General features: G+C 55.4%; 25 protein-coding genes. 21 read left to right on the plus strand and 4 right to left on the minus strand.

Annotated features, from left to right (window positions below):
- Positions 1-39: 39 nt before the first annotated feature.
- Together A6F49_RS17610 and A6F49_RS01815 are read right to left on the minus strand one after the other, a co-directional pair.
- Positions 40-378: a hypothetical protein gene (locus tag A6F49_RS17610; protein ID WP_150119350.1), complete on the minus strand. Its 339-nt coding sequence runs from the start codon at positions 376-378 to the stop codon at positions 40-42.
- Positions 379-1,267: 889 nt separating this feature from the next.
- The gene (locus A6F49_RS01815) at positions 1,268-1,957 is read right to left on the minus strand and encodes a hypothetical protein (RefSeq protein WP_043055692.1); all 690 of its coding nucleotides are present in this window, start codon (positions 1,955-1,957) and stop codon (positions 1,268-1,270) included.
- Positions 1,958-2,682: 725 nt separating this feature from the next.
- Between A6F49_RS01815 and A6F49_RS01820 the strand changes: the two genes are divergently transcribed.
- The 4 genes from A6F49_RS01820 to A6F49_RS01835 are packed head-to-tail and all read left to right on the plus strand — an operon-like array spanning position 2,683 to position 6,829.
- Positions 2,683-4,578 carry an AAA family ATPase gene (locus tag A6F49_RS01820; RefSeq protein ID WP_043055693.1) on the plus strand — a complete coding sequence of 632 codons (1,896 nt, stop codon included), beginning with the start codon at positions 2,683-2,685 and terminating at the stop codon, positions 4,576-4,578.
- 3 nt (positions 4,579-4,581) lie between these two features.
- On the plus strand, positions 4,582-5,568 hold the full coding sequence (locus tag A6F49_RS01825; protein WP_043055694.1) for a hypothetical protein: 987 nt from the start codon (positions 4,582-4,584) through the stop codon (positions 5,566-5,568).
- The gene (locus A6F49_RS01830; protein ID WP_043055695.1) at positions 5,559-5,972 is read left to right on the plus strand and encodes a hypothetical protein; all 414 of its coding nucleotides are present in this window, start codon (positions 5,559-5,561) and stop codon (positions 5,970-5,972) included. The genes A6F49_RS01825 and A6F49_RS01830 overlap by 10 nt, the downstream gene beginning before the upstream one ends.
- Positions 5,973-5,980: 8 nt before the next feature.
- A complete protein-coding gene (locus A6F49_RS01835) occupies positions 5,981-6,829 on the plus strand; it encodes a hypothetical protein (RefSeq protein WP_150119351.1) in 849 nt (282 codons plus the stop codon).
- A gap of 136 nt (positions 6,830-6,965) precedes the next feature.
- Here A6F49_RS01835 and A6F49_RS01840 read toward each other — a convergent pair whose 3' ends face one another.
- Entirely contained in the window at positions 6,966-10,121 is a 3,156-nt protein-coding gene (locus A6F49_RS01840) for a P-loop NTPase family protein (RefSeq protein WP_043055697.1), read from the minus strand.
- Between the two features lie 881 nt (positions 10,122-11,002).
- Here A6F49_RS01840 and A6F49_RS01850 point away from each other — a divergent pair.
- The 5 genes from A6F49_RS01850 to A6F49_RS01870 all read left to right on the plus strand — a co-directional run bounded on the left by A6F49_RS01850 (position 11,003) and on the right by A6F49_RS01870 (position 14,967).
- Positions 11,003-11,944, plus strand: a complete 942-nt coding sequence (locus A6F49_RS01850; RefSeq protein WP_043055537.1) for a hypothetical protein — start codon at positions 11,003-11,005, stop codon at positions 11,942-11,944.
- 62 nt (positions 11,945-12,006) lie between these two features.
- The gene (locus A6F49_RS01855; protein ID WP_043055538.1) at positions 12,007-13,137 is read left to right on the plus strand and encodes a hypothetical protein; all 1,131 of its coding nucleotides are present in this window, start codon (positions 12,007-12,009) and stop codon (positions 13,135-13,137) included.
- A 22-nt stretch (positions 13,138-13,159) separates the two neighbouring features.
- Positions 13,160-13,561, plus strand: coding sequence for a WhiB family transcriptional regulator (locus A6F49_RS17185; protein WP_082911528.1), 402 nt, complete (start codon positions 13,160-13,162; stop codon positions 13,559-13,561).
- Positions 13,562-13,703: 142 nt separating this feature from the next.
- A complete protein-coding gene (locus A6F49_RS01865) occupies positions 13,704-14,417 on the plus strand; it encodes a hypothetical protein (RefSeq protein WP_043055539.1) in 714 nt (237 codons plus the stop codon).
- Positions 14,418-14,511: 94 nt separating this feature from the next.
- Positions 14,512-14,967 (plus strand): hypothetical protein, encoded by a 456-nt coding sequence (locus A6F49_RS01870; RefSeq protein WP_043055540.1) that lies wholly within the window; start codon positions 14,512-14,514, stop codon positions 14,965-14,967.
- Positions 14,968-15,095: 128 nt separating this feature from the next.
- On the opposite strand, the gene A6F49_RS01875 is transcribed toward A6F49_RS01870, so the two are convergent.
- Complete coding sequence (locus A6F49_RS01875) at positions 15,096-16,529, minus strand: IS1380 family transposase (RefSeq protein WP_082911529.1); 1,434 nt, start codon at positions 16,527-16,529, stop codon at positions 15,096-15,098.
- A 166-nt stretch (positions 16,530-16,695) separates the two neighbouring features.
- Here A6F49_RS01875 and A6F49_RS01880 point away from each other — a divergent pair, with 166 nt between their 5' ends.
- From A6F49_RS01880 to A6F49_RS01940, 12 genes are all read left to right on the plus strand, one after another.
- Positions 16,696-18,354, plus strand: coding sequence for a DEAD/DEAH box helicase (locus tag A6F49_RS01880; RefSeq protein WP_043055541.1), 1,659 nt, complete (start codon positions 16,696-16,698; stop codon positions 18,352-18,354).
- A 45-nt stretch (positions 18,355-18,399) separates the two neighbouring features.
- Positions 18,400-18,642, plus strand: a complete 243-nt coding sequence (locus tag A6F49_RS01885) for a hypothetical protein (protein WP_043055542.1) — start codon at positions 18,400-18,402, stop codon at positions 18,640-18,642.
- The gene (locus tag A6F49_RS01890; protein WP_043055543.1) at positions 18,639-18,833 is read left to right on the plus strand and encodes a hypothetical protein; all 195 of its coding nucleotides are present in this window, start codon (positions 18,639-18,641) and stop codon (positions 18,831-18,833) included. Before A6F49_RS01885 ends, A6F49_RS01890 begins: the two co-directional genes overlap by 4 nt.
- Before the next feature lie 29 nt (positions 18,834-18,862).
- On the plus strand, positions 18,863-20,011 hold the full coding sequence (locus A6F49_RS01895; RefSeq protein ID WP_052499957.1) for a DNA cytosine methyltransferase: 1,149 nt from the start codon (positions 18,863-18,865) through the stop codon (positions 20,009-20,011).
- Complete coding sequence (locus A6F49_RS01900) at positions 20,008-20,724, plus strand: hypothetical protein (protein ID WP_150119352.1); 717 nt, start codon at positions 20,008-20,010, stop codon at positions 20,722-20,724. Before A6F49_RS01895 ends, A6F49_RS01900 begins: the two co-directional genes overlap by 4 nt.
- Before the next feature lie 420 nt (positions 20,725-21,144).
- Positions 21,145-22,035, plus strand: coding sequence for an HNH endonuclease family protein (locus tag A6F49_RS01910; protein ID WP_052499958.1), 891 nt, complete (start codon positions 21,145-21,147; stop codon positions 22,033-22,035).
- An 80-nt stretch (positions 22,036-22,115) separates the two neighbouring features.
- Positions 22,116-22,385, plus strand: coding sequence for a hypothetical protein (locus tag A6F49_RS01915; protein WP_043055546.1), 270 nt, complete (start codon positions 22,116-22,118; stop codon positions 22,383-22,385).
- Positions 22,386-22,483: 98 nt separating this feature from the next.
- Positions 22,484-22,873 (plus strand): hypothetical protein, encoded by a 390-nt coding sequence (locus tag A6F49_RS01920; protein WP_043055547.1) that lies wholly within the window; start codon positions 22,484-22,486, stop codon positions 22,871-22,873.
- 40 nt (positions 22,874-22,913) lie between these two features.
- Complete coding sequence (locus A6F49_RS01925) at positions 22,914-23,315, plus strand: hypothetical protein (protein ID WP_161485756.1); 402 nt, start codon at positions 22,914-22,916, stop codon at positions 23,313-23,315.
- A 54-nt stretch (positions 23,316-23,369) separates the two neighbouring features.
- A complete protein-coding gene (locus A6F49_RS01930) occupies positions 23,370-24,098 on the plus strand; it encodes a hypothetical protein (RefSeq protein ID WP_043055549.1) in 729 nt (242 codons plus the stop codon).
- A gap of 121 nt (positions 24,099-24,219) precedes the next feature.
- Positions 24,220-24,537, plus strand: coding sequence for a hypothetical protein (locus tag A6F49_RS01935; protein WP_043055550.1), 318 nt, complete (start codon positions 24,220-24,222; stop codon positions 24,535-24,537).
- Positions 24,538-24,978, plus strand: coding sequence for a hypothetical protein (locus tag A6F49_RS01940; protein WP_043055551.1), 441 nt, complete (start codon positions 24,538-24,540; stop codon positions 24,976-24,978).
- Positions 24,979-24,989: the final 11 nt, after the last annotated feature.

Raw genomic sequence — 24,989 nt, forward strand, 5'->3', positions numbered from 1 at the left:
TGCCGACGCATCCAAGCTGTCCAGCCACGACTTGCAAGGTCACCGTCCCGCGAGGCGGCACGTGTGCCATCTGGTGTGTCGTTGCGTTTGGCCATCTTGTCTGCTGGTGTCGTCCTCAAGTGTTTGCTGCGCCTGGTGATGCGGATGCACTGGCTCGACCACGATGTGGTGGGCTGGCCTGGTTGGTCGGCTGGTTGGGCTGGCGTTCAACGTGCCGACGGCACGTGACTCGGTCAGGTTGGTCGGTGCGGGGGACTGGGGTGACTGGATGCTGGATGTGCCACCGATGGTGGCCGGTGACTGACAGTTGGGTTGTACATCTGAAGTGTCCGGGGTGCTGCGGAGTGACTGGCGGTTGGGTGCATCTTCGGTTGACATGGGGGTCGGTGCGGGGTGCGGTCTGGGCGGCGTGACGGTGGTTACCAGGCCGGGGATGGGTATGCACATCGTGCATCTGGATCACCGGATAGGTATTCATTGTGGTTATCGCTACGGGTCAGCACCTGGTGCACTATGAACTGGCGGTACTGGGTTCCGTTGGCGTGTACAGATGTCCGGCACGGTGGCCGGAACGATGCTCGCTACGGTGGGGGAGGTGGACGCTGATGGGACGAGTCCACATCGTGAGACGATGTCGCCATCCAGGCACAGATCACCGGTGCGAACTGCGGGGTGAAAACCGATACGAGTAGTGGTTGAACTGGGTGTCGGAAAGATGCCACTGGTGGTTGAATGGCGGGTGATTGCTGCTGGTGGAGACGGTACTGGTACACGAAGTGGCATTGATTGGACAAGGCAACGGAGGTCAGCCACATCGTGGCTCGATGAACCCGATGATTGGCTGACCCAGTGGTGAAGAACAAAGATGAGGAAGAGTCATTGCACTTCGTGCAATGTGACCAAGCAGCTGGCACATCAGTGAATGTTGACGACCAAAGAAACCGACGATGTGCGCATCGCGCACCGGCACCGCAACCGACACAACTCCGTTCCAGTCACGACCACACCAGCAGACACGACACCGCGCATCGCGCGGGGTGCAAGGCGAAGCATTGCAAGGCTGACAGATGGTGTTTGGGAAGATGACTGATCTAGGACGGTTGTGGCAGTGAAGGTGCCGACATGGTGATGATCAAACCAAAGGATGATCCAGCGAACCGACGCCGCCAGACGGCGGTGAGCATCTTAAGTTATACCGCCCCATCCGCTCGGCAGCATCCGTGTGGCTATCGCCGGACCATCCCAGCGCCAGCGCTGGGCACAGGGTTCAGTCGCTGATGCGCCTGGTGCGGTACACGCCGGCGCCAACGCCGATCTCATGGGCGAGTTCGTATCCGTTGGCTATCGCCTCATCAATTCCAGCATCGGTGACGTCTGCTACTTCCCATTCATACATCGCAATCAATGTGCCCGGATCATCAGTGCCAACAAAAGTGCGCCGCCGGTGCAGTGCATACCGTAGTGCTTGGGTAACCAGCTCGGCGTCATCAGTGGTCGCTGGTCTACCGTCATCAGCGATCCATTGCTGGGCTTGGACTGGGCTGATCGTGCACAGCAGCAGGTATGTTGAAAGTGCTTCAATGTCGATGTCGGATATCGCCTCGAACTCTAAACGTTCTGCCGGGTCAGTGGCGTCCAGGTTATGCACGTCGCCGACCATCGTGGCTTGGTCAAAGGGTCGGCTATCGCCGTGAACAGTCACTGTTAGCTGCGATGTGAAGTCGGTGGGGTTGGCAATGTCAATGTTGCGGTGCGGGTCTTCGGGGTCCAGCGAGGCAATCAGTGTCATTATTAACCCGCTGAGCCGACGCAAAGACGTCGTTGAGGTGGTGCGATCCACCATGACATCAACAGTATTCTCATAGCGTTTCAGGGAGACCTCGGGTGGAAACAGCGGCTCCACCAGTGTGTGGAAGTATTCATGTAACACGACCGATGTGTGGTCAATGCTTCCCATACGATTTTTTCTCCTACTGTACTGTTATTGCGTCGCCTCAAGAGGCGACAGGGCACTTGCACTATCAAACCACGAACTCACCTGCTGGTGAACAGCGTTTGAGGATTCTCAATCGAAAAACACGACTTGATGTGCGGTGTCGCTGGATGCAAAAAAGCAGACAATTGGGTAGTGTACTTCACGCTTGTTTACATCAGTCGGTCTAACTGACAGTCGGGGCGAGATGTCTAACACCTTTTGAATTGCCGCGACAAACGGGCATGTCAAATGAGATTTTGTCGTGAAGATCACGAGTAAGTTTACGACACGGTAACTTTGAGCGTGTTGAGGTTGAATTTGCCATACCTGATGATTGTCCATAGTGACTCGCGACGCTATCTGACACAACCCAACTGACCTCAAAAATCGTTGACCACGGCTCTACACCGATGGCGACATTAGCTGAACTTTGGTGTAAGACTGTCGGTATCTATTCGTGCAGTGGTGCCGATAGTGGTCTTGCAGTGGTTGAGCCAAATGACAGGTGGCAGGGGAGATGTGTTGAGTCACATCGAGAGGCAGCTGGCCGACTGTGGAAATCAACGTTAGCTGATCGCAAGCGGTCGTGACTCTAAAGCTATTGCTTTCAACCAAACCCACTACGCACATCCGAACCTCGCGGAGGTATCCATAGTGCTGGTCGAGTTCGGGAAGACTCGGAGCGGTTGGTCGAGGTAATAGAAGGTATGAGCCAAAACAATCAAGATCGTCGCGTGGGGCTTATTGAAGTCCCCGACCTGGTGCCGGTGCTGTCCGACGCCGGGTATGAAGTGGTCACCGGTGACACGGTGGCCGATGCCGTCAAAGCGATACAAGAAGCGTTCACCGCCGGTTCGTTTCCAATCGTGGTGGCAGACTCAACAACCAGCGGACTGCACGAGTGGACTGCCGCTGTAGCCTCCATGGAGGCTGGGCCAGAAGTCTCGGTCATCACCACTGATGATGCAGATACCGATGGCGCAGCACAGCACATCGTGCACGACAACATTGCAGAAATCCCAGCTCCGTTCACTTTGGCACAACTGGCGGAAGAAGCTGTCCTAGCTCCAGTTGATGAGCAGTGGGCAGAGGTCGTCTGGCCACAGAATGACCAAGAGACTGAGATTGAACAAAATCAGGGTGTTGTGCCACAACTGCCAGGCTTGCCAAGCTTCGATCAGGAGCCTGGTGACTCACCTTCTGACGGCGCTGTACACCAGGGGGACACCAGTGGCAATCCACAGGTTGAAGAAGACACCTGGGATGCCACTGCACAGCATCGCCGCCGCCTCGCCGAACGTCGCGCGCAAATGCAGCACGATCAGACGGCTGACGAGCCAGCGCCTGCACCGGTGGAGGATCGAACCCAGCTGCCCACCCCACAACAGCCAGTGGACTACAGTCAGCAGTCCGATGAAACGGATGTCTACAACACCGGCCTCAACTTGTCCGCCCAACATCAGCAGCCACCACCAGCTCAGCAACTAGCCGAGTCTTTGCCACCGCGTCGTGCAAACCGCCGTCAAGCGCCCTCTGTTCCACAGCCCCAGCAGCCGCATCACGGTCAACCACCACAGCAGGGTGGCCCACAGTGGAATCAATCGCATGAGCAACCTCCAGCGCCTGCTAAGCGTCCAGTGCCAGGTATGTATGGTCAGCGGGACATTCGCAATGCTCGGGTGCGAACACGCCAATGCCCGTTGATTATCTTCTCCGGCGCCAAAGGAGGCGTCGGCAAGACCACCCTTGCTCGGCAGACTGCTATCCACGCTGCATCACAGGGCTACCGCACCGTGCTGATCGACGGAGATATTGGCCAGGGCAATGTTGCCAAGTTCTTTCGTATGGACACCTCAAGCTACAACGTGCCAACCATCTCAGATTTCGCTATCGGTGACGCATCACTGGAAGAGATCGTGCTGACATCCAATGTCATCGATGAACTCCGTCCAGACAACTCCACGCCTGTTCCCGACCTGCTATCTGTAGTGCTGGCACCAGAAGACGACGACCAGGCAGTCAATGATGTCACCGCCCACCATTATGTGGAACTGGTGGCCGATGTCCGACAGCGTTTCGACATGGTGGTTTTAGATTCACAAATTATGAAGACCACCGACGAATTCAAGCTCACCAACACATTGATCATCCCAGAAGTGCGAGACAACGGAGCCTACTACGTGGGCATTGCCGATAGTTCAAACTCTGCATTGAAAGACCTGGTCAATCGCATTCGATCCATGGTGCAAATGGGCGTTGACCGTCGGCGCATTCTGGTGACGATGAACAAGGTGCCACCGATCAAATCTGCCACTGAGTCCATTGAGAAAACCTTGCGGCATCAGATTCAGTCTCGCGTAGGAATTTACGTCGGGGTCATCAACGAAGACCAACGGGTCTGGCGTCGAAACCTGGCAGGGGAGCCGGACTTGATGAACACCCAGTTTGACCAAGTCATTTACAACATCTTGTTCCAAGTCACCGGATACGAAGAATTCGATAAGAAGTTTGACACTGACATCCTGAGTTCAGAAGATTCAAGCCAGCAAGGTCGAGCAGAGAAAAAGCCAGGCTTTTTCGCACGCCTGTTGGGACGTGGATAAACTATGTCACTGCACGAATGGGCACGCCATCCATATCTTGAGTGGTATTGCCAGAAACTCTCCACCGTTCGCGCCCAACGGTTGTTGCACGACGTCAAACAGTTGCCAGCAGTCGTGTCCCCAATGTTTGGTTGGACAGACCTCGGAGATGCTGTGGGGGATAAGGCTCACCCACCACGAGGCGTTGAACTGGGCGCTGGCCAGCAACGATATCTGATGCCAGTTCGCCTCCAGTATCCAGAGGATCAACAGGTACTGTATGGCGATCAGATGCAGACTGTTGAATGTGTGGCGGTTGGTGCTGGCGGATTTCGACGCGAGCTGTCGTGGCAAAGTTTTCCACAGCAGCACAGAATCCAGTCTGAGCAAGCTGTGTCTGACGATAAGCTGCTGGTGAGCAATTCAATAGTAGTCGAAACGTCCTTGCAGCGAAGCTCGCTAGATCGTGCAGGTCATGGTGCGCTGTGGGATATCTTACTTTCCATGGAGAGGCAGCTGGTGGCAGCACTAGAGCACGAGCACAGCAATCTCCGCGCAGAAATCTATTCCACGCTGGGTATCTCGTATGACCGCTGGGTCACGTCAGAAGACATCGACTACATGGCGTCTACAGCAGTCCACAACCCATCGCACTCGCTGATGGCAACGCTTGAAGCTCACATCACCGACCAGCAGCTTTTCAACAATGTAGACCCGCAGCGGCACATGACGTCCAAGATTCGCCGCATGGCCCAGATTATGATCTACGACGCCATCGGCGACCTAGCAAATGGCTTAGGCTCCCGAATACGCAACGCTGCCAAGACGTTGAACTGCAAAGACCCAGAAGCCCTCCCGCAGCTCATGTTGGATCATGGGATGACGAATGTTCGCCACCATCGCTCCTCGGTTGTAACAGCGCTGAATCCAGTGCCAAAGGTTGCTGTCGCTGCAAGCGATTTCGACGTTGACGACATCAGCGACCAAAGTGGGTGGGCGACATGGCGCTAGCCGAACCAGGTTCAAACGCACACCTGATGGGTGGCAAGGCTCAGGCAGAGCGCAAGCGTGCAACGTTACGTCTGGCAATCACCCAAGGTCAGATGCCGTGGACAGACTATCTTCGAGCGGCAACCGACGACCCACAGTTACGAAACCAGTCACTGGTGCAAATCATCTCTGACGATCCGGACATTGGCTACCAAAGCGCCAGAGCGATTGTGGCCAACATGTTCAAAACGATGTACCCGCATATTCGCCAAGTTCCCAAACGGATCACCGTTGGTTGGGTGATATCCCAATGGGCATCTGGCCGACGATTTGAAGCCCTGCTCGACGCCGTGCACGATTCGCGCAAAGTGGCATTCCACGAAGGCTTCCCGTTCACGTATGGAAAGGCTTGCAACCCGCAATGAACCACGATTTGTTTGATCATACTGATCCAAAGGCCGCCGCTATCGACATCTGCCACTTGGCGCCGGAGCTGCAAGAACAGGCTATCGCACAGTGGCTGAGTGTCTTTGACCCATGGGTCAAACAAGTTGCTTACGGTGCCCAACAAGCCTTTGGCCGTGGACTGGCCAGGCATAAAGAAGATGACATTGTCCAGATCACCCGACTGGCTGCATGGCAGCTACTGCGGTACTACTGCGACAATCCAGACAAGGCAGTGAAAGTCCGATCACTGCGCGCGGTGATTCGCCTGCGGATACGCAATAACGTCCGCGATGAGTTTGAGCGTGACGAAACCGGTGGACTGACCGGAGCACGTTCCAGATTCCGCAACGCCCGAGAGTTGGAAACCCTAGAGTACGAACTAGCCCAGCAATTACATCGGTCGCCGACACGTGCAGAGGTTATTGCTGAGTGGAATGCTCGGGCTTCAGGTCGCAAGGATGCTCGGCGCCAAGGTCGAGCAATTGATGACAGCGTGTTTGGGTTCCATGAAAACACCCCACCACCCATGGAGCATGAGCACATTCATGTTGAGAACTACGACGACCCTGACTATGTCTTGATGCCACAGGAATCTCGGGAGTTCCTAGAGACCGTAGTGCACTATGCCAAGATGCAAGATGAGCAGCTTGGGACTGCTGCCAAAGTCTGGCTTGATGAGTCGTTGGCCGGTGAGCGTTCGGAGCACGGTGTGCTCAAGGCCATCAAGCTTCATGCCGACTACCGGACCCTTGATGACTGCGCCAAGGCTGCCGAACAAATCCGACAACTATCCATTGTGGTGCTGCGGGAGCACTACGGTATCGACTCAGCGTAAGCTCCAGATCGGCAAGCACTCCAGACAGCACAATGCCGGTGCAATGTTGCGTTCACGTTGCACCGGCCTTGTGGTTTTTTCATCCAGTGTGTGGTGAAAGTATGGAGCGATCAGACCTCACACTGCTGGCTTATATTCAATCTAGTTCAAGTAGGGTGCGAATATCGACCGGCACCCCGGTAAACCGCACGCCTTTGTCCGTCTGCACTCGAACACCGTTGCGTGAGTTGCCGACATTGCCGCGCAACTCATACAACGTTTCAGGTGCTAAGCCCTCTTCCCAAATGCCACTCATCGCAGCCTGCTGTTTCATACCCGGCAGAATGATGGTGTCGTGATGTCGAGACGCGGTGGTGAACGCTGCGTGGGCATTTAACAGCACAACATCGCCATGTTTCGATGACCGGATGAGCCTGCCGATAGTAGGACCCTGTGGCCGGGCATTGCCCTCGGCATCAATGAGCCAGCCCAGTCGAGAGTTCAGGTGGGCATCGGTCATGCCGTCGATCTTTTCGTCGCCGTCAGAGACATACGGTGGACGCTTGGGGTCTTCAGCCGATTCGATATGCGCCTGGTGCATATCGAGGGTCAGTCGCACTGCGGTAAGAATAGACTTACCAGGTGTGGCATCTTCCTGCTCCTGGTAGTTGGACACCATATAGTCCACGATAGCTTCCCGTAGCAGTTTCTCTTTGCCCCACCGAGGGTCTTCTTTCAGATACTCACCCCACTCGGTGCCAAGACCTAGACCTTGAGCAAGTGTTCTCAAAAACGGGATGACAATCGTGATATCGGACGTGACCTCTGAAAGACGCTGCACCTTCGACTGTGGCAGTCCACGAGCCATCAGCATCTTTTGAATCAGTTTTTGTTCATCGTGGTAATACTGAGTGAACAGTTCGGTAATCCGACGCCATCCAAATGGCCCCATGCACTGGTACAAGCCAAGCACTGCGTGCTGGGTGACCCGAGCTTGCAGGCCGGATGCTGCGGCAGTATTGATGGTGTTAGTGACATTTGGTGAGGGGTTCAGCGATCCGCGACCAATCCGCAGCATGACCGACCGCTGTGTTGCCGATGGAACTGACAGCTCATTTTCTGCGGTGACAATCAGCTGAGCTGCTGGCTTGGACGTTTTACGAACACCCATCTCACGAGTCATCCGCATCTTTGGTGAAGCGTTGAACGTGGAGCGGATGATGTCAGTAATGGCCGTCTCCTGGGCTTCTGATGCTCGGCGGGTGGGACTTGGCGCCAGGTCGTCGATAGTCCAGATCGGTGTGATGGACACAGCGTGTTCCATGGCGGCCCTGGTGTCTTCTGCTGAGCCGGGTAGTGCTGAGCTGAAGTCTGAGCCGTTGGCAGCCCAAAAAGCCATGATGTACTTTGCCGTCATGGACTTTCCACCGCCAGCAGGACCGTAGATGAAGATCGTTGATCGCGGATTCGACACTGGTTCAAAGATCGGCACCACCGGACGCAATGCCGACAGCAGCACGATGCCGGCAACCCCCAGATCAGTCCATGGTTCGTTATCTAAATACAGTCTGCGAATCTCGTGGAAGTCTTCAACAGCTTGGGTGCGCCATGCTTCAAGATTGTCTGCCGGGTGGTGCACCGGGTTCTCATCTGTGCCGCCAACGCCAAAACTGGTCAGGTTATGTAGGTCGTCAGTGGTGATGCCTGGGCGTACTGATGCTGCCGACTCGTGTGACCATGCGGTGACCGTGTCGCCGACAATGAATGCAGGCATATCGCCTTCGACTGGCACCCAACCCATCTTGGTCCACTCGATGTAAGTTTCGGTGTTGTTTGAGGCGCGCTTGACGGCTTCCAACCACTTCTCGCCCTTTTGACCACGCGGCGGCCAGTGCGGGTGCATCGACAGGCCGTGGGGGATATGGGTGTCTGTCTGGCGCCACTCTGCTGGCAGCATGGATAGGATGACGATGGGTCCGACCACGCGGTAGGTGATGACATCGTTGTCATCGGTGCGGTAAGAGACGTCAATGCCGACGTAGGCGTCTGCTGATCCACCTTCGATAGGGTCGGCTGCCTGACCGGTGAGCAGTTCCTTGTTGGTGGGTTCACGACGATCTTCAATGAAGACCACCTGACCGCCAAGTCCGACATCTGCTGGCATCCACTGCGTCCCAGAGTTCAGACCCTGATCATCAGTGGTGACTTTGAGCTCCTCGACCGCGGCAAAGTCGTCGGTGATGCGCCAGCTACCTGGTTTGACGTTCTCGTCGGTGATGCGCGGACGCTCTGGCATCTTGTGGCGAAGGTGCCCACCATCAGGGTCAATGAGGTCTTCCCAACTGCCCCGGTGCGACAAGAAATCGTCAATGCCGTCTTTGCCACCATCGTCGGCAGTGGGTGACAGGAGTTTGACCTGGCGCACTTTTTGGTGGTTCAGCAGATGCTGACGGAACTTGCGAGCTTGATCCCAGACCTTGGGGTTGGTTTCAATATCAGCATCAAAGCCCATCCACGCCACGCGATCTGTCAGGTTCAACATGCCCAGCGAGACAGGGTCGTTTTGGAAGGTGGTGGCCGATGGCGACCGAAGCACCAGCACACGAGAGTCGATGGGTAGGGATTCCATAAAGTCCATCAGACGATCAGCGGCGTGCTCGGAGGTGTCGGTGAGCAAATCCTCGTCGGCACCATGGGCAATGAGGTGGGCGGTCATTGCTGAGTCGCCTTTGAGTAAACCTTCGGCAAATAACACGACCGGAGCTTTATCGAGCCAGGAGCTCGGCGTGGCTGGGTGAATGTCCAGATACATTGAAGCGCCTTTGGAAAAGACGTACTTCATCGGCTTGGGGTTGCCCATATCTACAGGCTCAGCAGGACGCAGTTGCCATTCTGGCTCAAAGCCATCAGTAGGTTCACCGTCGCGTTGCAGTTTAGTGTATTTGATCGAATACCAGGGCATGATCAGCCCGTCGAGTTCAAAGCCGTCGTCATCGGTTCCAACGACACCTTCAGCCACGCTGAGGTACATCAGTTGAGTCTTTTTGATGCCGACGTATTTCGCCCAGCGGTCGTATTCTTCTTGTGTCGAGGCTCGCCAGTAGCCACGTGCGGCAGCTACAACTGGAGCCACCGCTGAGTCGTGTAGCTTGGCCGCGGCAGCGCCGGTCATGTCTTTTCCGTAGTCATCAATCGACCAGGTGGCGTTGCCATGACTCGTGTTTACCGAGGATTTTTGGGTTTTTCCTCGACGAGATGATCGTTTTTCCGGAATGTCTGAGCTGCTGTTAGCAGTGATATCTGATTGCTCCATGACCAGACAGTGTCCGGCGCAGCAGGGTTTGTCTCAGAATTCGACCGCATCACAGTCGATGAGAGTCCAGTAAGGTTGTGACGTACGTCACCAGGAGGGGAGATTGTTGAATTTTTCAAGTATGACCTAATTATCAGGTTGCTACCCTTGCTATGAAGCCTGTAGAGCTTGTTCATCTCTTCAGCAAGGGTAGCACATCATGTCAAGCCGTTGCCGCAAAAATTCCAGAATCCGGCGGTTTTCGATCACGCTGGTGTGATGCCCGTCGCCACGAATGTTCGTGTTTTTCGGTGATTTCGAGACCAAAAACCACAAATGGTAACAATATGTTGCCATTGGCAAGGTCGAAAAACATTCCTTGCCATCGCTGGATCGGCTTGTTTGTGCGGAAGTAGAGTTTTTCGGCAACATGGCAACACATTTGCGGAAAACACGCCTTAAGGGGTTAAGGGACAGAGTGGAAAAACCAGGGTGCACAGTGTGTCTGAATTAGGTCACAAAATTAGGTCACACAGCAGACGAGCAACGAGGGTGGGTGGGTGAGTCAGGGGGTTGCACGTAGGAAACTGTGGTGCATAATACGTTGCCATGTTGCCATAAAGTGCCCAGATCGTTGCAATAGAGCCAAGGTAGTGAAATGGCAGTGTTGCCATAGAGGAAAATATGTTGCCATTCCAAGGGTAGATGTTGCCATAAGGCCAAATATGTTGCCCGAGCGTGCAGAGAGTGTGTGGGCAAGAAAAGAGCAGAGCTGTATGTATGTGTATGTGAATGAGTTTGTCTTAACACATACATACTGTTAACACAGACCCCACCAATACCCCCAGGGGTATACACCCTTTGCTCACCCACAACCCCGTCACGCCGGACACTGTCAGTGCATGAGCAAGCCAATGACCCAAGCGCAGCAGGAACAGCAGCACAACCGCGATACCGGTGGCCGCTACACCACCAAGCCTCATTCTGAAGCTCAGGGCGTCCAATTGCCCCCGCTTGAGCTGGTGTCTGACGAAGCAGCGACCCATGCAGTTCACGATGCAACGGCGATGACTGAACCCGAGCTTGAGGCTATTGGACCTGAAGTGGTTGAAACCATCAAGCACACCCGAAACTTCACGCCACAGCACATCCGAGCCGTGGCCTCACAGATTGGCCATCAGCGCCTTGGCTACGATCCAATCGGAGCATCAGCCATCCGAAATGCCTTATCTCAGATGGAGCCAGAGGCGGCTCACTACGCTAGGAATTTTCTCAACCAACGCCACCCACAGGCTTTCAGCGATCAGCAATCCACGGTCCAACAGCCAGCAGCTCAGCCTGCACCGGAGCTAGAGCACCCCCTGGGTAGTCCAGACAATCCCATCAGCGCCACCAGCGATGCCGTGCAAACCGGGGAGGTCTTTGACACCGTCGTCTCCAAAGGTCGAACATATCACCGCGCACGTGAAGGTATGGCACCGATGGAACCCCAGGCAGTCCGACTCCAAGCCGACCAAGAGCTGACCGATGATGATGTCATGAAGGTTGCTCAGATCACCGGTTATTCACTGCGTAGTGTCGGGCATGGTGAAGGTGCGTCCGACCCCGTTCGAGACTCTCCGTATTCGTTCATCCTCTACAACGACACAACCAAAGGTGATCAATACAAGCGTCTTGACCGCTTTCAGTCGTTGCTGCACACCTACGTCCACCAGGGCACACCCATACGGTCGTCGAATAAAAAGGGTCCGGGCACCGAGGGGACACGCAAGATCGAAGGGTTTGGACGTCAGGCTCCGCAGCTGGAGATCTACTATGACGACGCCGAAGTGTTTGATGGCTGAGCTGATCTGCAGAGGGGTGCTGGTGTCTCAGGTCTCTGCATCGCACCGGACACTAGCTGACCATGACACACCACTTCAGCTCTGATGCAGCATCCCGACGTGAAAGCTCCCGACAGACCGACGGCAAATTCGGCCACCAACACCACTCCGAAGCAGCGGAAGTGAACCTGGCTGCCTCCCGACAGTTCACCCCTGAAGACCACATCGAATTGGGCGAGCGGCTGAGTGAATCCCTCCAAGAGTTCTCCCAAGACATCGAACAATCCTGGGTAGTGGATCACAACGAAGACTCCCAGGTCAGCTACGTCCACGAGGTCGATGCGCCAGACCGCAGCCATGAACGCGAAGAATACGACTACGAGGATACGAACCTGGTGTTTTCTATCGGCGCTGAAAATCATCTGTCCAATGGCAAAATCAACATCGACTGCGAATCACCGTCTGACGGCCACGATCTGGCTGGACCTTATGCCACCGAACTGGAAGAAAATGGCTGGCTAGTATCCGAGCATCGTAGCTCCTACGAGGCAGACAGCATGGATGACGCCATCGACTGGGCGAAAGACAAAGTGCGCTCCCGCCGACTCAATGACGCCTATGTAGCCCGTCACGACGACCGTGCACAAGTGCTAGACGATCTAGCTCGCACCGAGAATATCGAAGTGCTGTCAGCTGTGAACCATGATGCCCAGACTTCTGACGCCATCGGCAGCTTCGCCAAATCCGAGCATTTAGAAAACTACCAAGAAGCACCCGTCGAGGTTTTAGAAAACGCCACATCGATCTACTCCAACATGCAGCAGCACCACTACGGTGTCGGTGCCAGCCTGGCTGACGAACTGCGGTCTGCCTACATCGTGTCAGCCTACGATGACGAAGGCCAGCAGAAGTGGCTCGTCTCCCACGCCTACGGTGTGCACTCCGAAACCGAGGCTGAAGAAGGCTACCGCAACGTCGCTGTACTCGACGACCACGACGACGCCCGGAAGATGGCCCAAGATCATTCCCGACTGGAGCTAGAAGGCGGTTCGATTGCCGCCAGCTACAAGGACCTCAACGACATATTTAGCTCCCGCCAACAGGGGCACGTCATGGCCATCGACACGAATCATACCGACGGCATGATCGTGCTTCGCAAGCCCCATGAGCTTGATCCTGACCGCCACCGCAGTTCAACGGCCACGGTGTTCTGATCCTTGCCGGACACAGTAGGCCATGACTACTACAGCTATATCCGTACCGACACAAGGCCTTACGCCACCGACGTTGGCTCAAGATTGGGTCGATGAGGCGATGTGCTCCCAAGTTGACCCAGAGGCATTCTTCCCGGATACCGCCGGGAGGACAGCATCTCAGGCACGCCAATACGACACCGCACGCAGCATCTGTCACCAGTGCCCAGTAATGCAGCAATGCCGTGAGCAAGTCATGGAGTTTGAGCGCGGAACCAGCGTGTACCAGCGGTTTGGCATGTTTGGCGGACTCACCCCAGCAGAGCGCAGCGATTTGGATTCGTCACGCTTGTCGGAGCAAGAGACCGATGCCGGACACAGTCATAGTGCAACGCAGCCCAGCAGCTACCGGATGAAGACCATCCGAGATGCCGGACACAGTTAGCACAGCAGGTTCGCAACGCTACATCCTCGGACAGGTTGCAGCGCCGGACACTGTATAGCCAGGTGGCTGGGGATCGGCCACCGACCCTATCGCCTCGAAGACCCTGGGCGGTAGTAAAACGAAGCAAAGGAATTTGAAAACGATGAAAACGATCACCCTCCGCGGCAATATGGCCGGCGACGTAATCCTCTACAACGAGGACGACATTGAACGAGTCCGTGGTGTTGCAACGGTTATTGAAAACCATTACAACCCTAAGACCGAGCAGTACGACAAGCAGCAGGACTTTCCGTTCACCGTCTTTGGACGCGAAGCGTTGAACTTGGCAGAAACGGTTGCCAATATCAAAGACGAAACCGGAAAGTACCCTCCGATGGCCATCACATGCCGAGTTGAGTCATACAAAGAAGAAGGCGAAAACCGCAAAGGCGACGTCGTGGATAAGACTCATCTGAGTCTGACCATGATTGCTGGTGGACCAGACCTTCGCTGGCACGTTGGCTCACTGGAAGAAGATGGCCTTGCAGACGAGGCTCGTGAAGCACGCGAATCCCGCTCTAGTCGTGGCCGCTCAGGTCGCTCCGGTGGCCGAGGCCGTAGCCGTCGCCGCGGTCGTGAAGAAGAAGCCGATGAAACCGATGACATCGACGAAGACGTCGAAGAAGATGTTGTTGATGAAGATGGCGCTGACGAAGAGGAAGAAGAGAAGCCACGTCGCTCTCGTTCATCCCGCAGCTCGTCACGCTCCGGTGGAAGTGCATCGCGCTCGGGTGGTTCAGCCCGGTCGTCCCGCACCTCCCGCTCGTCACGCTCCCGCTCCGGTGGGTCGCGCCGGTCACGCGGATACGATGACTAAGCATTTCCGTTAGCACTTTGCCGTAAGGCACCTCGCCCATCAGGCCATTGCGGTCTGGTGGGCGATTTTTCTACCACCGGAGAACGTAGAGAACATGGTTACAGCACAATTCATCGACGATCCGCTGATTCCGCGGGTCGATGTGACATTTGGCTTCAACGACAAAACCGAGGACGGGACACGCCTTGTGGATGCTGTCAAAGCCCTGCCATCTCGCACCTGGAATCCCAAGGACAAAACCTGGTCTATCACCGGCACCGGCACTACCGATCACCCTAACGATGTATTAGAAGACCTCGGATTTTTCATCGACACCGAGCTCGATGACCACTGGCACCCCGTCGCAGTTCCACATGGCGGCGGCTCGTACCGGGTTTACCACCGATTTGCCGGATACGATGACGTTGCCGCCGATATTGGCCGCGGTGCCGTCTGGTCAAAGCCGCTGGGCTGTTTCATCGTTGACGCCACTGATCTCTCGGACGGCCAACGGATCACGGTGCGGGGCCTAAACCTTGATCCACCGATGAGTAGTCGGACGTCTGCCTAAAATTCTTCGGTGGGTCCGTCACCGGTTTTGGGCAGGGTGAGGTCTGCCAGCCTGTTCTGGTCTTGTCCACTGTGAGTTTTCCGGGTGTCCTTTCTGCCCCGGCCTGGTGCCCATCAAAGAGCTCTTGGTTACGTCCTGGATTCTTGAGGTGGCGGCGATAGGGCGGTGTTCCAGAGTCGGGTGAATGCTCTGGCCCATTTCCAGCCGGTGGGTAGATGCATGATGAGTCGGCGTGCTCGGTGAGCGATCCGGGCCGGGACGGTGATAATTTTCTGTCGGATACTCAACGCCCGTGCCCGGGCCAATGCGCCACCGACGATCGTGGCGGTGGTTCGCATCAGATTATGGGTCATGGTAGCTGCTACCAACCAAGCGGCGTTGGCTTGAAATCTACCGGACGGCATGTGGGCTAACGGCCCGGCTTTCAGTTCGGCATGGACTTGTTCAATAATGGCGTGTTGGCGGTGGCTCTTATCTGCGGCAACGGTGTCTAGCACTGTGGTGGGTATCGTGGTGAAAAACGCGTGATACCGGTACGTGGCAAACAACTGGCCTTGGGTGGCAGCTAGCTTTTGCAGGTTTTTCTCTGGCACTCTGCGCACCACCAACCTCCCGGTGACGTGGTCAGCAGCATCTGGTTTTGACGAAAATGCGGTGAAGTCGACTTCAGCAACTTCGGCGGCAGAAACCCATCGCTGAGTATGTTCATCCCTGATCGCCTGCGTGTACTCGATCTTCTGCCAAGCCGTTTGGTCAATGGTGGCAATAGCTTTTCGCACGGCGGCGTTCAGCGGCACCGTGACTGACAATTGGGCATCATTGGCCAGCACGGCTTTGGCGACTTTGGCCGAATAATAGGCTGAGTCAGCTCGTACCACCACCGCAGCATTCTGCCCAGACAACCGGCCAAGTGTCGCCAACGAATCGGAGAGGAGTTTATGGGCTCCCCGCACTGAATGAGCAGCGCCTTTGCGCAGCTGCTGACCGATAATGATCGGGGCGGCCTTGGCGGTGGAAGCTGTCACCAGCAGCGCGTTGAGACCGCGGGTGTTGTTGTAGCCAATCCCTGCACCCTGTTTCTTGGGTGAATAGACCTCGACGACGGTGTCATCGATATCCACAAACACCATGTGTTCACCATGACCAGCTAGCGGACCAACGGGCAATAATGGCGTCTGGGTGCCCAGTCTAGCCAGAAAACGTGATGAGACCGCGGCCAGTTGTTTGACATGACCATGGGTATATTCTCGTAGATGCGAGCCCAGGGTGGAGGGCGCATACACCTGATCGAACAACGACGTCATCCCGCCGTGACGCAGCAAATCCATGCCATCAATACTGTCGGCACCAGCAGCCATGCCCGCCACCAACGAGCTGATCTTTGCGCCAGCGTTGGCGCCTTTATCTGCCCCAGTATTGGCGACTGTGACCATCTGCTGGGCTAACTGGGCCAGCCCGGCCTGCTGCGCTAAACGCATGACAGGGACCAACCCAGCCGAAGACACGAGATTGGGCTCATCAAACGAATACGACACAGCAGCTTCGGTGTGGTTAAATAGCATCTACGAGGTGCGTCTTTCGGACGGGAAATATTGGCTTCAACACCTACTATTTTCCCACGTCAAAGACGCATCTCTACGTTAAAACGCCGACACCACCACATTATTCATCGGTGGATCAAGGCTAAAGACTGACTGTGCAGACCAGATCATCGATGACGCAGCTCAGATGCTCATCCATCCGCTGGATCACTACGACCCATCGCTGATCCAAGACCTTGCCGACATGACCTCTGAAGAACATCAGGGACTGCTAGATGAGGCAGCAGAAGTCTTTGGGGACCAGCGCGACGGGTTTGGCGGACAGCACTACGCTCTGCGACAATTTCAGCAAGCCTCTGCCTACGCTGTGGCCGGGGCGCGAAAGCTGGTGTGTCACGATATGGGCGCTGGCAAGACGTGTATTGCTTTGGCAGCTGTCGATCTATTGGACACCCAGCGACTGCTGGTGGTGTGCCCCCCGATTGTGGCAACGAACTGGGTTTCGGAGATCAACCAGTGGCTGACACCAGTGTTTGCCACAACCCATCCAGACCAACAGCCCGGAAAGTTCAAAGCCGCTGAATCGGGTCCCTGGGTGCGCCGCATAGCATCTGGACGCAAGCTACCTGATGCCCCCGAGGTCGGTTCGCTAGTTGTGCCATCATCATTGCTACAACGCGACGACGTGCGTGAACTCATTGATGCCTTCTCCCCAGATGCCATGATCTTTGACGAGGCACACGAATACTCCACATGGCAATCACAGCGATCCATTGCCGCCCGACAGCTGGCTCGTACAATCCCTGTTGGCCGGCGCTTGGCCGTGACCGGAACACCAACCGAATCACACCCCGGCGAGATGGCGAACCTGCTGGCCATCACCGGCCAGCTGGAGGCAGTGTTCGGCTCTTATGGCGAATACATGGACAGATACACCACCCTAGATAATTTCGGCAATCCAAGAGCACTTAAGAAACGCCTGCCCGAACTTGCCAGCATCATGGACACCCTGTGGGTGAAGAAGACCAAGGCAGAACTGCTACCTCACCTGCAAGGCAAATCCCACGACTGGCGACTGTTTGATGTCTCTACCACCGAGTATCGCAAAGCCCACGCTGAGGTTATCGACAACATCATTGAAAAGCTCGGCGGTGTCCACGAGGCTGCTGTCTTAGATGACAGCGACATTGCAGATTTTGCCGACAGTTTTGGCATGGGCATTATGTCACCGATGTTCCGGGCGGCAGGTCGATCAAAGATTGAGCCCGCTCTAGGGATGATCGAAACCCTCATGCGACAAGATGACAGTTCGCCACTGATTGTTTTTGCTCACCACCAGGATGTCGTCAATGAGCTCTACGGCACGCTCATGGACGAAACCGACTATGAAATCGACGTGCTTGACGGTGCAACCTCAGCAGATGACAGAGGTCAGATCGTCGATGATTTCCAAGACGGACAAATTGATGTGTTGATTGCCTCCATTCAGGCAGCCGGCGTCGGGGTCACGCTCACCCGGTCTCACCGCCTTGTGTTCGTCGAGCACTGGTGGACTCCGGGCATCAACGCTCAGGCCATGGATCGGGCTGACCGTATTGGCCAAGACAAACTGGTTGAAGTCACCCACATGGTCGCCGTGGGCACCTTTGACGAACAGGTCCACAACGTGCTGGCCAAGAAGATTGAATATGTCGGCGTGATCGACCCTGGAGCTGATGTGGGCGAATCACAAGACATGGAATCGTCCATCACAGAGATTATTTACGATGTCGTCGAAGCTGCTGTAAACAAAGCCCGACGCGAGCAGAAGAAGCAGCGAAAGTCGTCGAAGAAGTCGAAGCGATAGGGGACACCAATATATTCCAGCAGCTTTGCCGGACACGGTAAGGCTATGAACACCGAACCACTGGAATACGCCATCAGCCACGCGCCAGCGTCATGGACGCCTATACTCTGGATCGCCGCCATCTTGACAGTCACCTCTATCGCTAGCAGTGTCTGGCTGAAGCTGTCGCCATCGGACAACCTCTACGACATCCGAGAGCTCGTAGCTCGCGTGTGTATTTTAGCGTCATTTATTGCCATCACGCTGAACTTTGTGATCGGCCTTTTCGCCTGGCTGGTGGTGCGATGACTGGTCGCTTTGAAGCAGTTGACCTCAACACAGCGCAACACGGTATCTTCGAGCCATCGGATGACGGTGTGTTCTTTCGGACAGATTTTCACCAGGTGCACCGACTTCGCGGCCCTGTGCTGACGGACTACCGCCGCATGGGTGTACAGTTGCACCGGCTGGTGTACTGGACTGGCGACACCACTGACTAGATAGAGGGTAGCCCGGACACTACCGGTGCATGACCCTCACCGCAGTATCAACCGCAGCCGCATTTCGTGTCCCAATCCTCCATGACCCCGCTCCGCTATCACGCCCCACCGTCATCAGCCTTTTCGCCGGAGCAGGTGGCACCGCGTTGGGCTTTGATCATGCAGGGTTCGATCACGTGCTGCTGTCAGAGATCGACAACGATGCAGTGGCCACACTTGCCGCCAACCGTCCCGAGTGGACGGTCACCCACGGTGATGTGACCGACATAGACTTCACACCGTTTTACGATCAGGTCGATGTCGTTGAAGGTGGCTTCCCATGCCAGGCGTTTAGTTATGCCGGCAATCGTCAGGGGCTAGCCGATACCCGAGGCACAATGTTTTTTGAATTCTCACGCGCCATTGCCCAGGTGATGCCCAAGGTTTTTGTGGGTGAAAATGTGCGTGGTCTCCTGAGTCACGACAAAGGCCGAACCATAGTTACGATGCTGGATGAACTCTCAGCCATACAAGACCCATCTACCGGTGCAAGCTATCGGATCGGCTATCGCATCGTGAAATCCCAAGATCACTTTGTACCGCAAAACAGGTTGCGAGTCATCATTGTCGGTGTGAGATCAGACGTCGGGGACACCACTTTCTTCCCGAAGGATCAGCAGCAGCTCTATACGCTGGAGGACGCCATCGGCGACCGACCACAAGGCGATGGTCAAGCCTATTCTGAAGCCAAGCACGCGGTATTAGACATGGTGCCTGCTGGTGGACACTGGCGTGACCTGCCAGACAACATCGCCAAAAGCTATCTGGGCAAGGCATATTATGGGTCAGGAGGTCGCACCAGCATCGCCAGACGACTGGCGTGGACGAAAGCATCCCCGACACTGACATGTTCTCCGGCGCAGAAGCAGACCGAGCTATGCCACCCGGACGAAACCCGACCGCTCAATGTTCGAGAGTATGCCAGAATTCAAACCTTCCCCGACAACTGGCATTTCGCCGGCGGGATCGGTAGTCAGTACCGTCAGATCGGCAACGCTGTGCCAGTCAACCTCGGATTTTTCCTAGCCCAGGCAGTCAGAGCCATGTTGGGCGAAACTGAACCCATCGACAGCGGGTACGTTGAACAAGCTACACCAACAGACCTCTACACCGGGGCGCCGGACACTGTAGGTACATGAGTACAACAGTTCAACACCCCAGGCACCTGACAGAGCACGACAGTAGCTTTGTTCAACTGCAATCCGACGCCATCCCCGGAGACATAGTGCGCCGTGTCGAACAGCTGCACAGCGGAACACTGATCGCAACCCAGGGAGCTATCGCCACCATAAGCGACAAACAGGTCACCGACCGCGGTGGAGCAATCTTGGCACAGGCGGAGGACGATGATAATGAACATTTGACGATCTTTCACACCGCATCACTGGCACTGCTGCCAAACGTAGAGCACCACCACTGGGTTATGTGCTGGAACACCGGGTGGATATTCTTTGCCGACCCGGAGGCTGGTTATTACAAGGAAGTCACCACCCATACCATTCGACAGCCGCAATCCTTCGATGCCTGGACAGAAATGGCGCTAGGGTACGCAAATACACCATCGAACAGGCTAGACCATGGTCACGCATGGACTCCGGTGACTAACCGTACTCAAGTCAAAGCTGGCGACATGCTCGTGCGACACCTTCAGCTGCCAACCGGCACCACGGTAGAAATCAAGGGAGCAGTCGCTGAACTAACCGGCAACTCTGGAACTGACCAAGAGCACTACATTGCCACCACAGCCGACGACGCGGTATTGCTGGACGAAACAGACTACCTCGCAGGCGGCCAAGCTGATCCGGTCGTGGATATTTGGCAAGTGCCGCAACCTGACAGCGTGACGCGATGAGGTTCAGACCTCGAAGAAGATGCAGGCGATTGTGATGAACCAACACTCCATCCATCTTCCAGACCCGCCATCGTCTAAGCACTTTTGGCGCATCAAAACCAGCGTTTTCCACCAATCCACAGCAGTACAGTTGCGCCGACGTATCGGACGGTTCTCTGTCGCGGTAGCGACCGAATACTTGATAGCCGTCAGCGTACGATCCCTGCCAAATGTCGCCTACGATGCAGCATTGCGAATCTTGCAGAAGAGATCACAGAACAGGTCACAGAAAAGACAGCGAGAACAGCAGTATTTCAACGACAAGTATGACCGGCTAGCGTCTTTGAAAACCTATAACGGAGACTATTCGTAGCACCGTTTGAACCGGCGACCTGAAGCCACCAGCTACCCTGATGTCAAAGTGCCGGACACAGTCTGTGTATGAGCATTTCAAAGACTTTTGCAGCAACGACCATCATCGCCGCGATCAGCCTTGTGGCAGCACCGGCGCACGCGACCCAAGGCGAGCTTGCTATCGACCTGCTCGATGACATCACCATTGCCGAAGAACATGTCGATGCGCCCTATGACCGCGACGAATGGGCACCCAGTGGCTGGGCTGATGCCGACGACACTGGCTGCACTACCCAACAAGACATCCTGATCCGCGACACCGAGCCTGCATCGCAAGTCATCGACGACGACGGCTGTACCTTGATTTTTGGCACCGCAGTAGACCCATACACCGGCGAGTTCGTTGAACATGACCGTGACGCAGCAGACTTCAACCGCACCCCATTTGACGTAGACCACGTAGTCCCTATCGCCGAAGCAAACCGCAGTGGTGCACATAGCTGGGACGCCGACATGAAACAGGAATTTTATCAGGATAAAGATAACCTGCTGGCGGTGATCGCATCAGAGAACCAATCTAAATCTGACGCCGACATCGACAATTATCTGCCACCCAACCAAGGACTGTACTGCGATTATGTCGCCACCACCGTTTTGGTCAAGCGCAAATACGATCTGACCATGGATCAAGCCGAGCACGATGTCGCAGCCTCGATCCTAACTGACGACGAATGTCAGGAAACTCCAGCGCACCCAGCAGTGACTATGTCCAGCATCGACGCCGACGCTGTTGATACTTCCACCCAGGAGCAATCCGGTGACCGTGACGCTGACCACATCGAAGCAACCAACTTTCAAGCGGCCTTGGATGATCCAGTGGGCTGGGCTGGCGACAACCCAGTCTGGGCGCTAGCAGCAGCCGGTGTGATCGGCGTTGTCCTCTTGGGTGCACGAGGTGCCAGGAAGAAAAAATCCTAACAACACGCGGTCTTGGTCGCTGCCGGACACATTGATGAAGAACAGCAAACCCTCATCATCTGGAAGGTGGCGACCAAGCCATGTCAAAGCGTAAGAAATCACGGCCGCGCAAACAGTGCCGATGCGGAAAGCAGCAGCACTACAGCCTTGCTGATGCACGTGGCCAGCGATTGTTTCTGGGTGAACAGGGTCGAACGATGCAGCCCATCACCTACTACAAGTGCACCTACGGCTACTGGCACTGGACAAGCTCGGTCTACAACGAAGATGGCCAGATGATCGCCACGTTGCAAGACGTCCTCGACCATCACGTCGCCAAGCGGAAAGGCCAAGACCGCCACACGGCCTGACCCCGGACACTTCAAGGATGCACCCGGAATTACCTGGGTGCATCCTTTCTTGCTGTCAGACCCATTTTACAAACCATATTCTTCCAGGAGTGCTCAACATGACACTGCACCCAACGCAACACTTGGCGCGCACGGTCACCTCTATGGTGGCTGAGCGTACCCAATGCCAAGATGACCTTGATGTCGATATTCGGCAGTTCGACATTGAGACCGGAACCGCACTGACCGTCATCAGTTTGCACGATGGCTCAAATCGACTCACCATCTCTACCTCGACTATCCGGCACGCTGCATCAAGCTATCAAGGGCTGATCTCTGTCACCTACCGCACCGCAGTCGGCACACCAGATGAGCAATTCACCTTGGGCATGGAATCCACCATCAACCACGACGTCATTGCGCCAGCAGAGCTCCACCGACTGTCGAGGACCCTAGACGGCTGGATGAACGTTTCATTGCCGCACCGTCGGCAGCTCGCGCACGCCTGAAAGCACCCTGCCCAACCACATGCACACGAAAGAGGCATCTTTGCACAACAACGCCCTGCTTGAAACCCCTTTTGAACCAGGGGACACCATTGACGGATGGGGTACATACGCCAGCGAACCCCAACCCGGATCAACCACCACGTATGGCCGGGTCTACTTGGTGGAGTTTGCACCAGACACAGCACAGGAGGTCTCGGAGGTTTTAGAGTTGGTCTTTCAGCAATGGAGCCAGCATCGTTCTGTGACGTATCAAACTGGCGAGACAACCAATAGCGCTGGCACTCGTCAAGTGAAGATACTGCTCAAGGCCGGCAGCTTCATGGCCTTTGAACACTGCGACTCCGCCATCAGAAATGCGGCAACACTGCGGATGGAAAACGCCCGGCTCATGCCGATTACGTCATGGTTTATGGGCCTTGAAGAGCTATCCCACAACGCCTGAATCCGCCTACTGGCACTATGCCGGACACAGTAAAGGTAGTCCATAGCACCCGACATGAAAGACCCCATTGCCATGCTCCAAGCCATCTGTCTGCCAGCCCGAGACCTTCATAACGCCGTGAAAAACGCCGTGCTATTCATCGCCAAGAAGCTGCCCAACAACGCCAAAGAACTGCCCATTGATGGTGCACACGTCGTGGCACGGCGCGGCAGACTGGTCATCGAAGCCACTGATACCGCCAAAATGATCCAGATTAATGTCAGCACCCACCCTTCTACCACTATTGCTAAAGCGGACAACGGTCAAGCACCGGATCAGGACTTTGGCATCATCACCACCGACGGGCTCAAAGCTATTGAGCTGATGTTGCGAGAAGCGACAAAGGTCAAAGATGAACCGTATCCGATGGTGGATATAACCTTTGATGATGCTGCGGTCACCATCGCTGATGATCACAGTGGACAAGAGCAGACCTTTGAGGTGATCACTGATCAGACGTACCCAGATATTGACAAGCTGCTGACGGCCTTTGATTCAAGTCAGACACCACCTAAAGTGCTCAACGTCTACGACCGAATGCAATACCGTGTGCTCACGACCGTCAATGACGCCCGAGCTGGCCGATCCCAGCAAGCTATATCCGTAGGCTTTGATGCCAATCGCAAGGCCGGATGCGTCCATTGGATTTCTCAGGGTGAAGTCTGGGCGCAAGGTCTGATTATGCCACTGACCGACCACAGCGTTCGTAAAGGCATCAACCTCACCGACCCAGTGCAATTCTAGGAAGGCCACCAGCCCGACCCTATATGTGACTGCGCGGCAGAACGTGAGCTGTTCACCTGCCAGGATTGCGATCAAGAATACCCCTGTGCCACGATACGACTGATTGATAGAAGGAAAGGCTATGTCCACGCTTGACCAGGCTATCGCCACCCCAAGCATTGAAGAGCTTGAAGAGATGCTGGGTGATTTGTCTGAAAGACAAGAAGATCGCCGCATTACCGTGCTGATAAATTTCCCCAAACGATACGGACCAGGACGCACTGTCGAATTAACTTACGGGTGCGACTTCGACGTCTCCATTGGCAACGCTGTGGACTGCCCACCCACCCCATATCAAGACAGCTGGACAGTTGGGATGGTGGTTGCGTTGAACGCCAACGGATGGCGAGGTCGTGTCAAATACGTCCAGCCGGTCGGAACGCACACAGGAGGCCAGTAAGTGAGCCTCAAACAGCGCTTACCCCATGAGCTCATCTTGCACGCCCCGTCGCCCTACTATGCCGTCTCCTACGTCAACGAAAGTGCTTATCGCAACGACGAGCCATACGCCCTCTATCGCGCCATCAAGGTCGCATATCCGTTCCAGCAGTACAACACCGCAGAGCTATGCGAATTGTTGAAACCCCGGCGTCCCAGCTTGCCTTTGGTTCGTCAAGACCACTTCGTTCATACACGGCCTGGTTGGGTGGTGGTTGCCGTGAGTGCAACCCATGATGGTCTTGAACAAATCCACCGCAGACTGGAAATGCTGGTGACCGTCCATGGGGCAAACGTGCACCTGAATCCTTTGAAGTATCGGCATTCGCAGGTGGCGCTAGAGGTTGGACGACGACAGCGTGCATTGACTGGAATCGAAGACGTCCAAGACCTGAACCAATGAGTGCCGAACCG

It is taken from the genome of Enteractinococcus helveticum (assembly GCF_001657475.1).
Taxonomy (GTDB): domain Bacteria; phylum Actinomycetota; class Actinomycetes; order Actinomycetales; family Micrococcaceae; genus Yaniella; species Yaniella helvetica.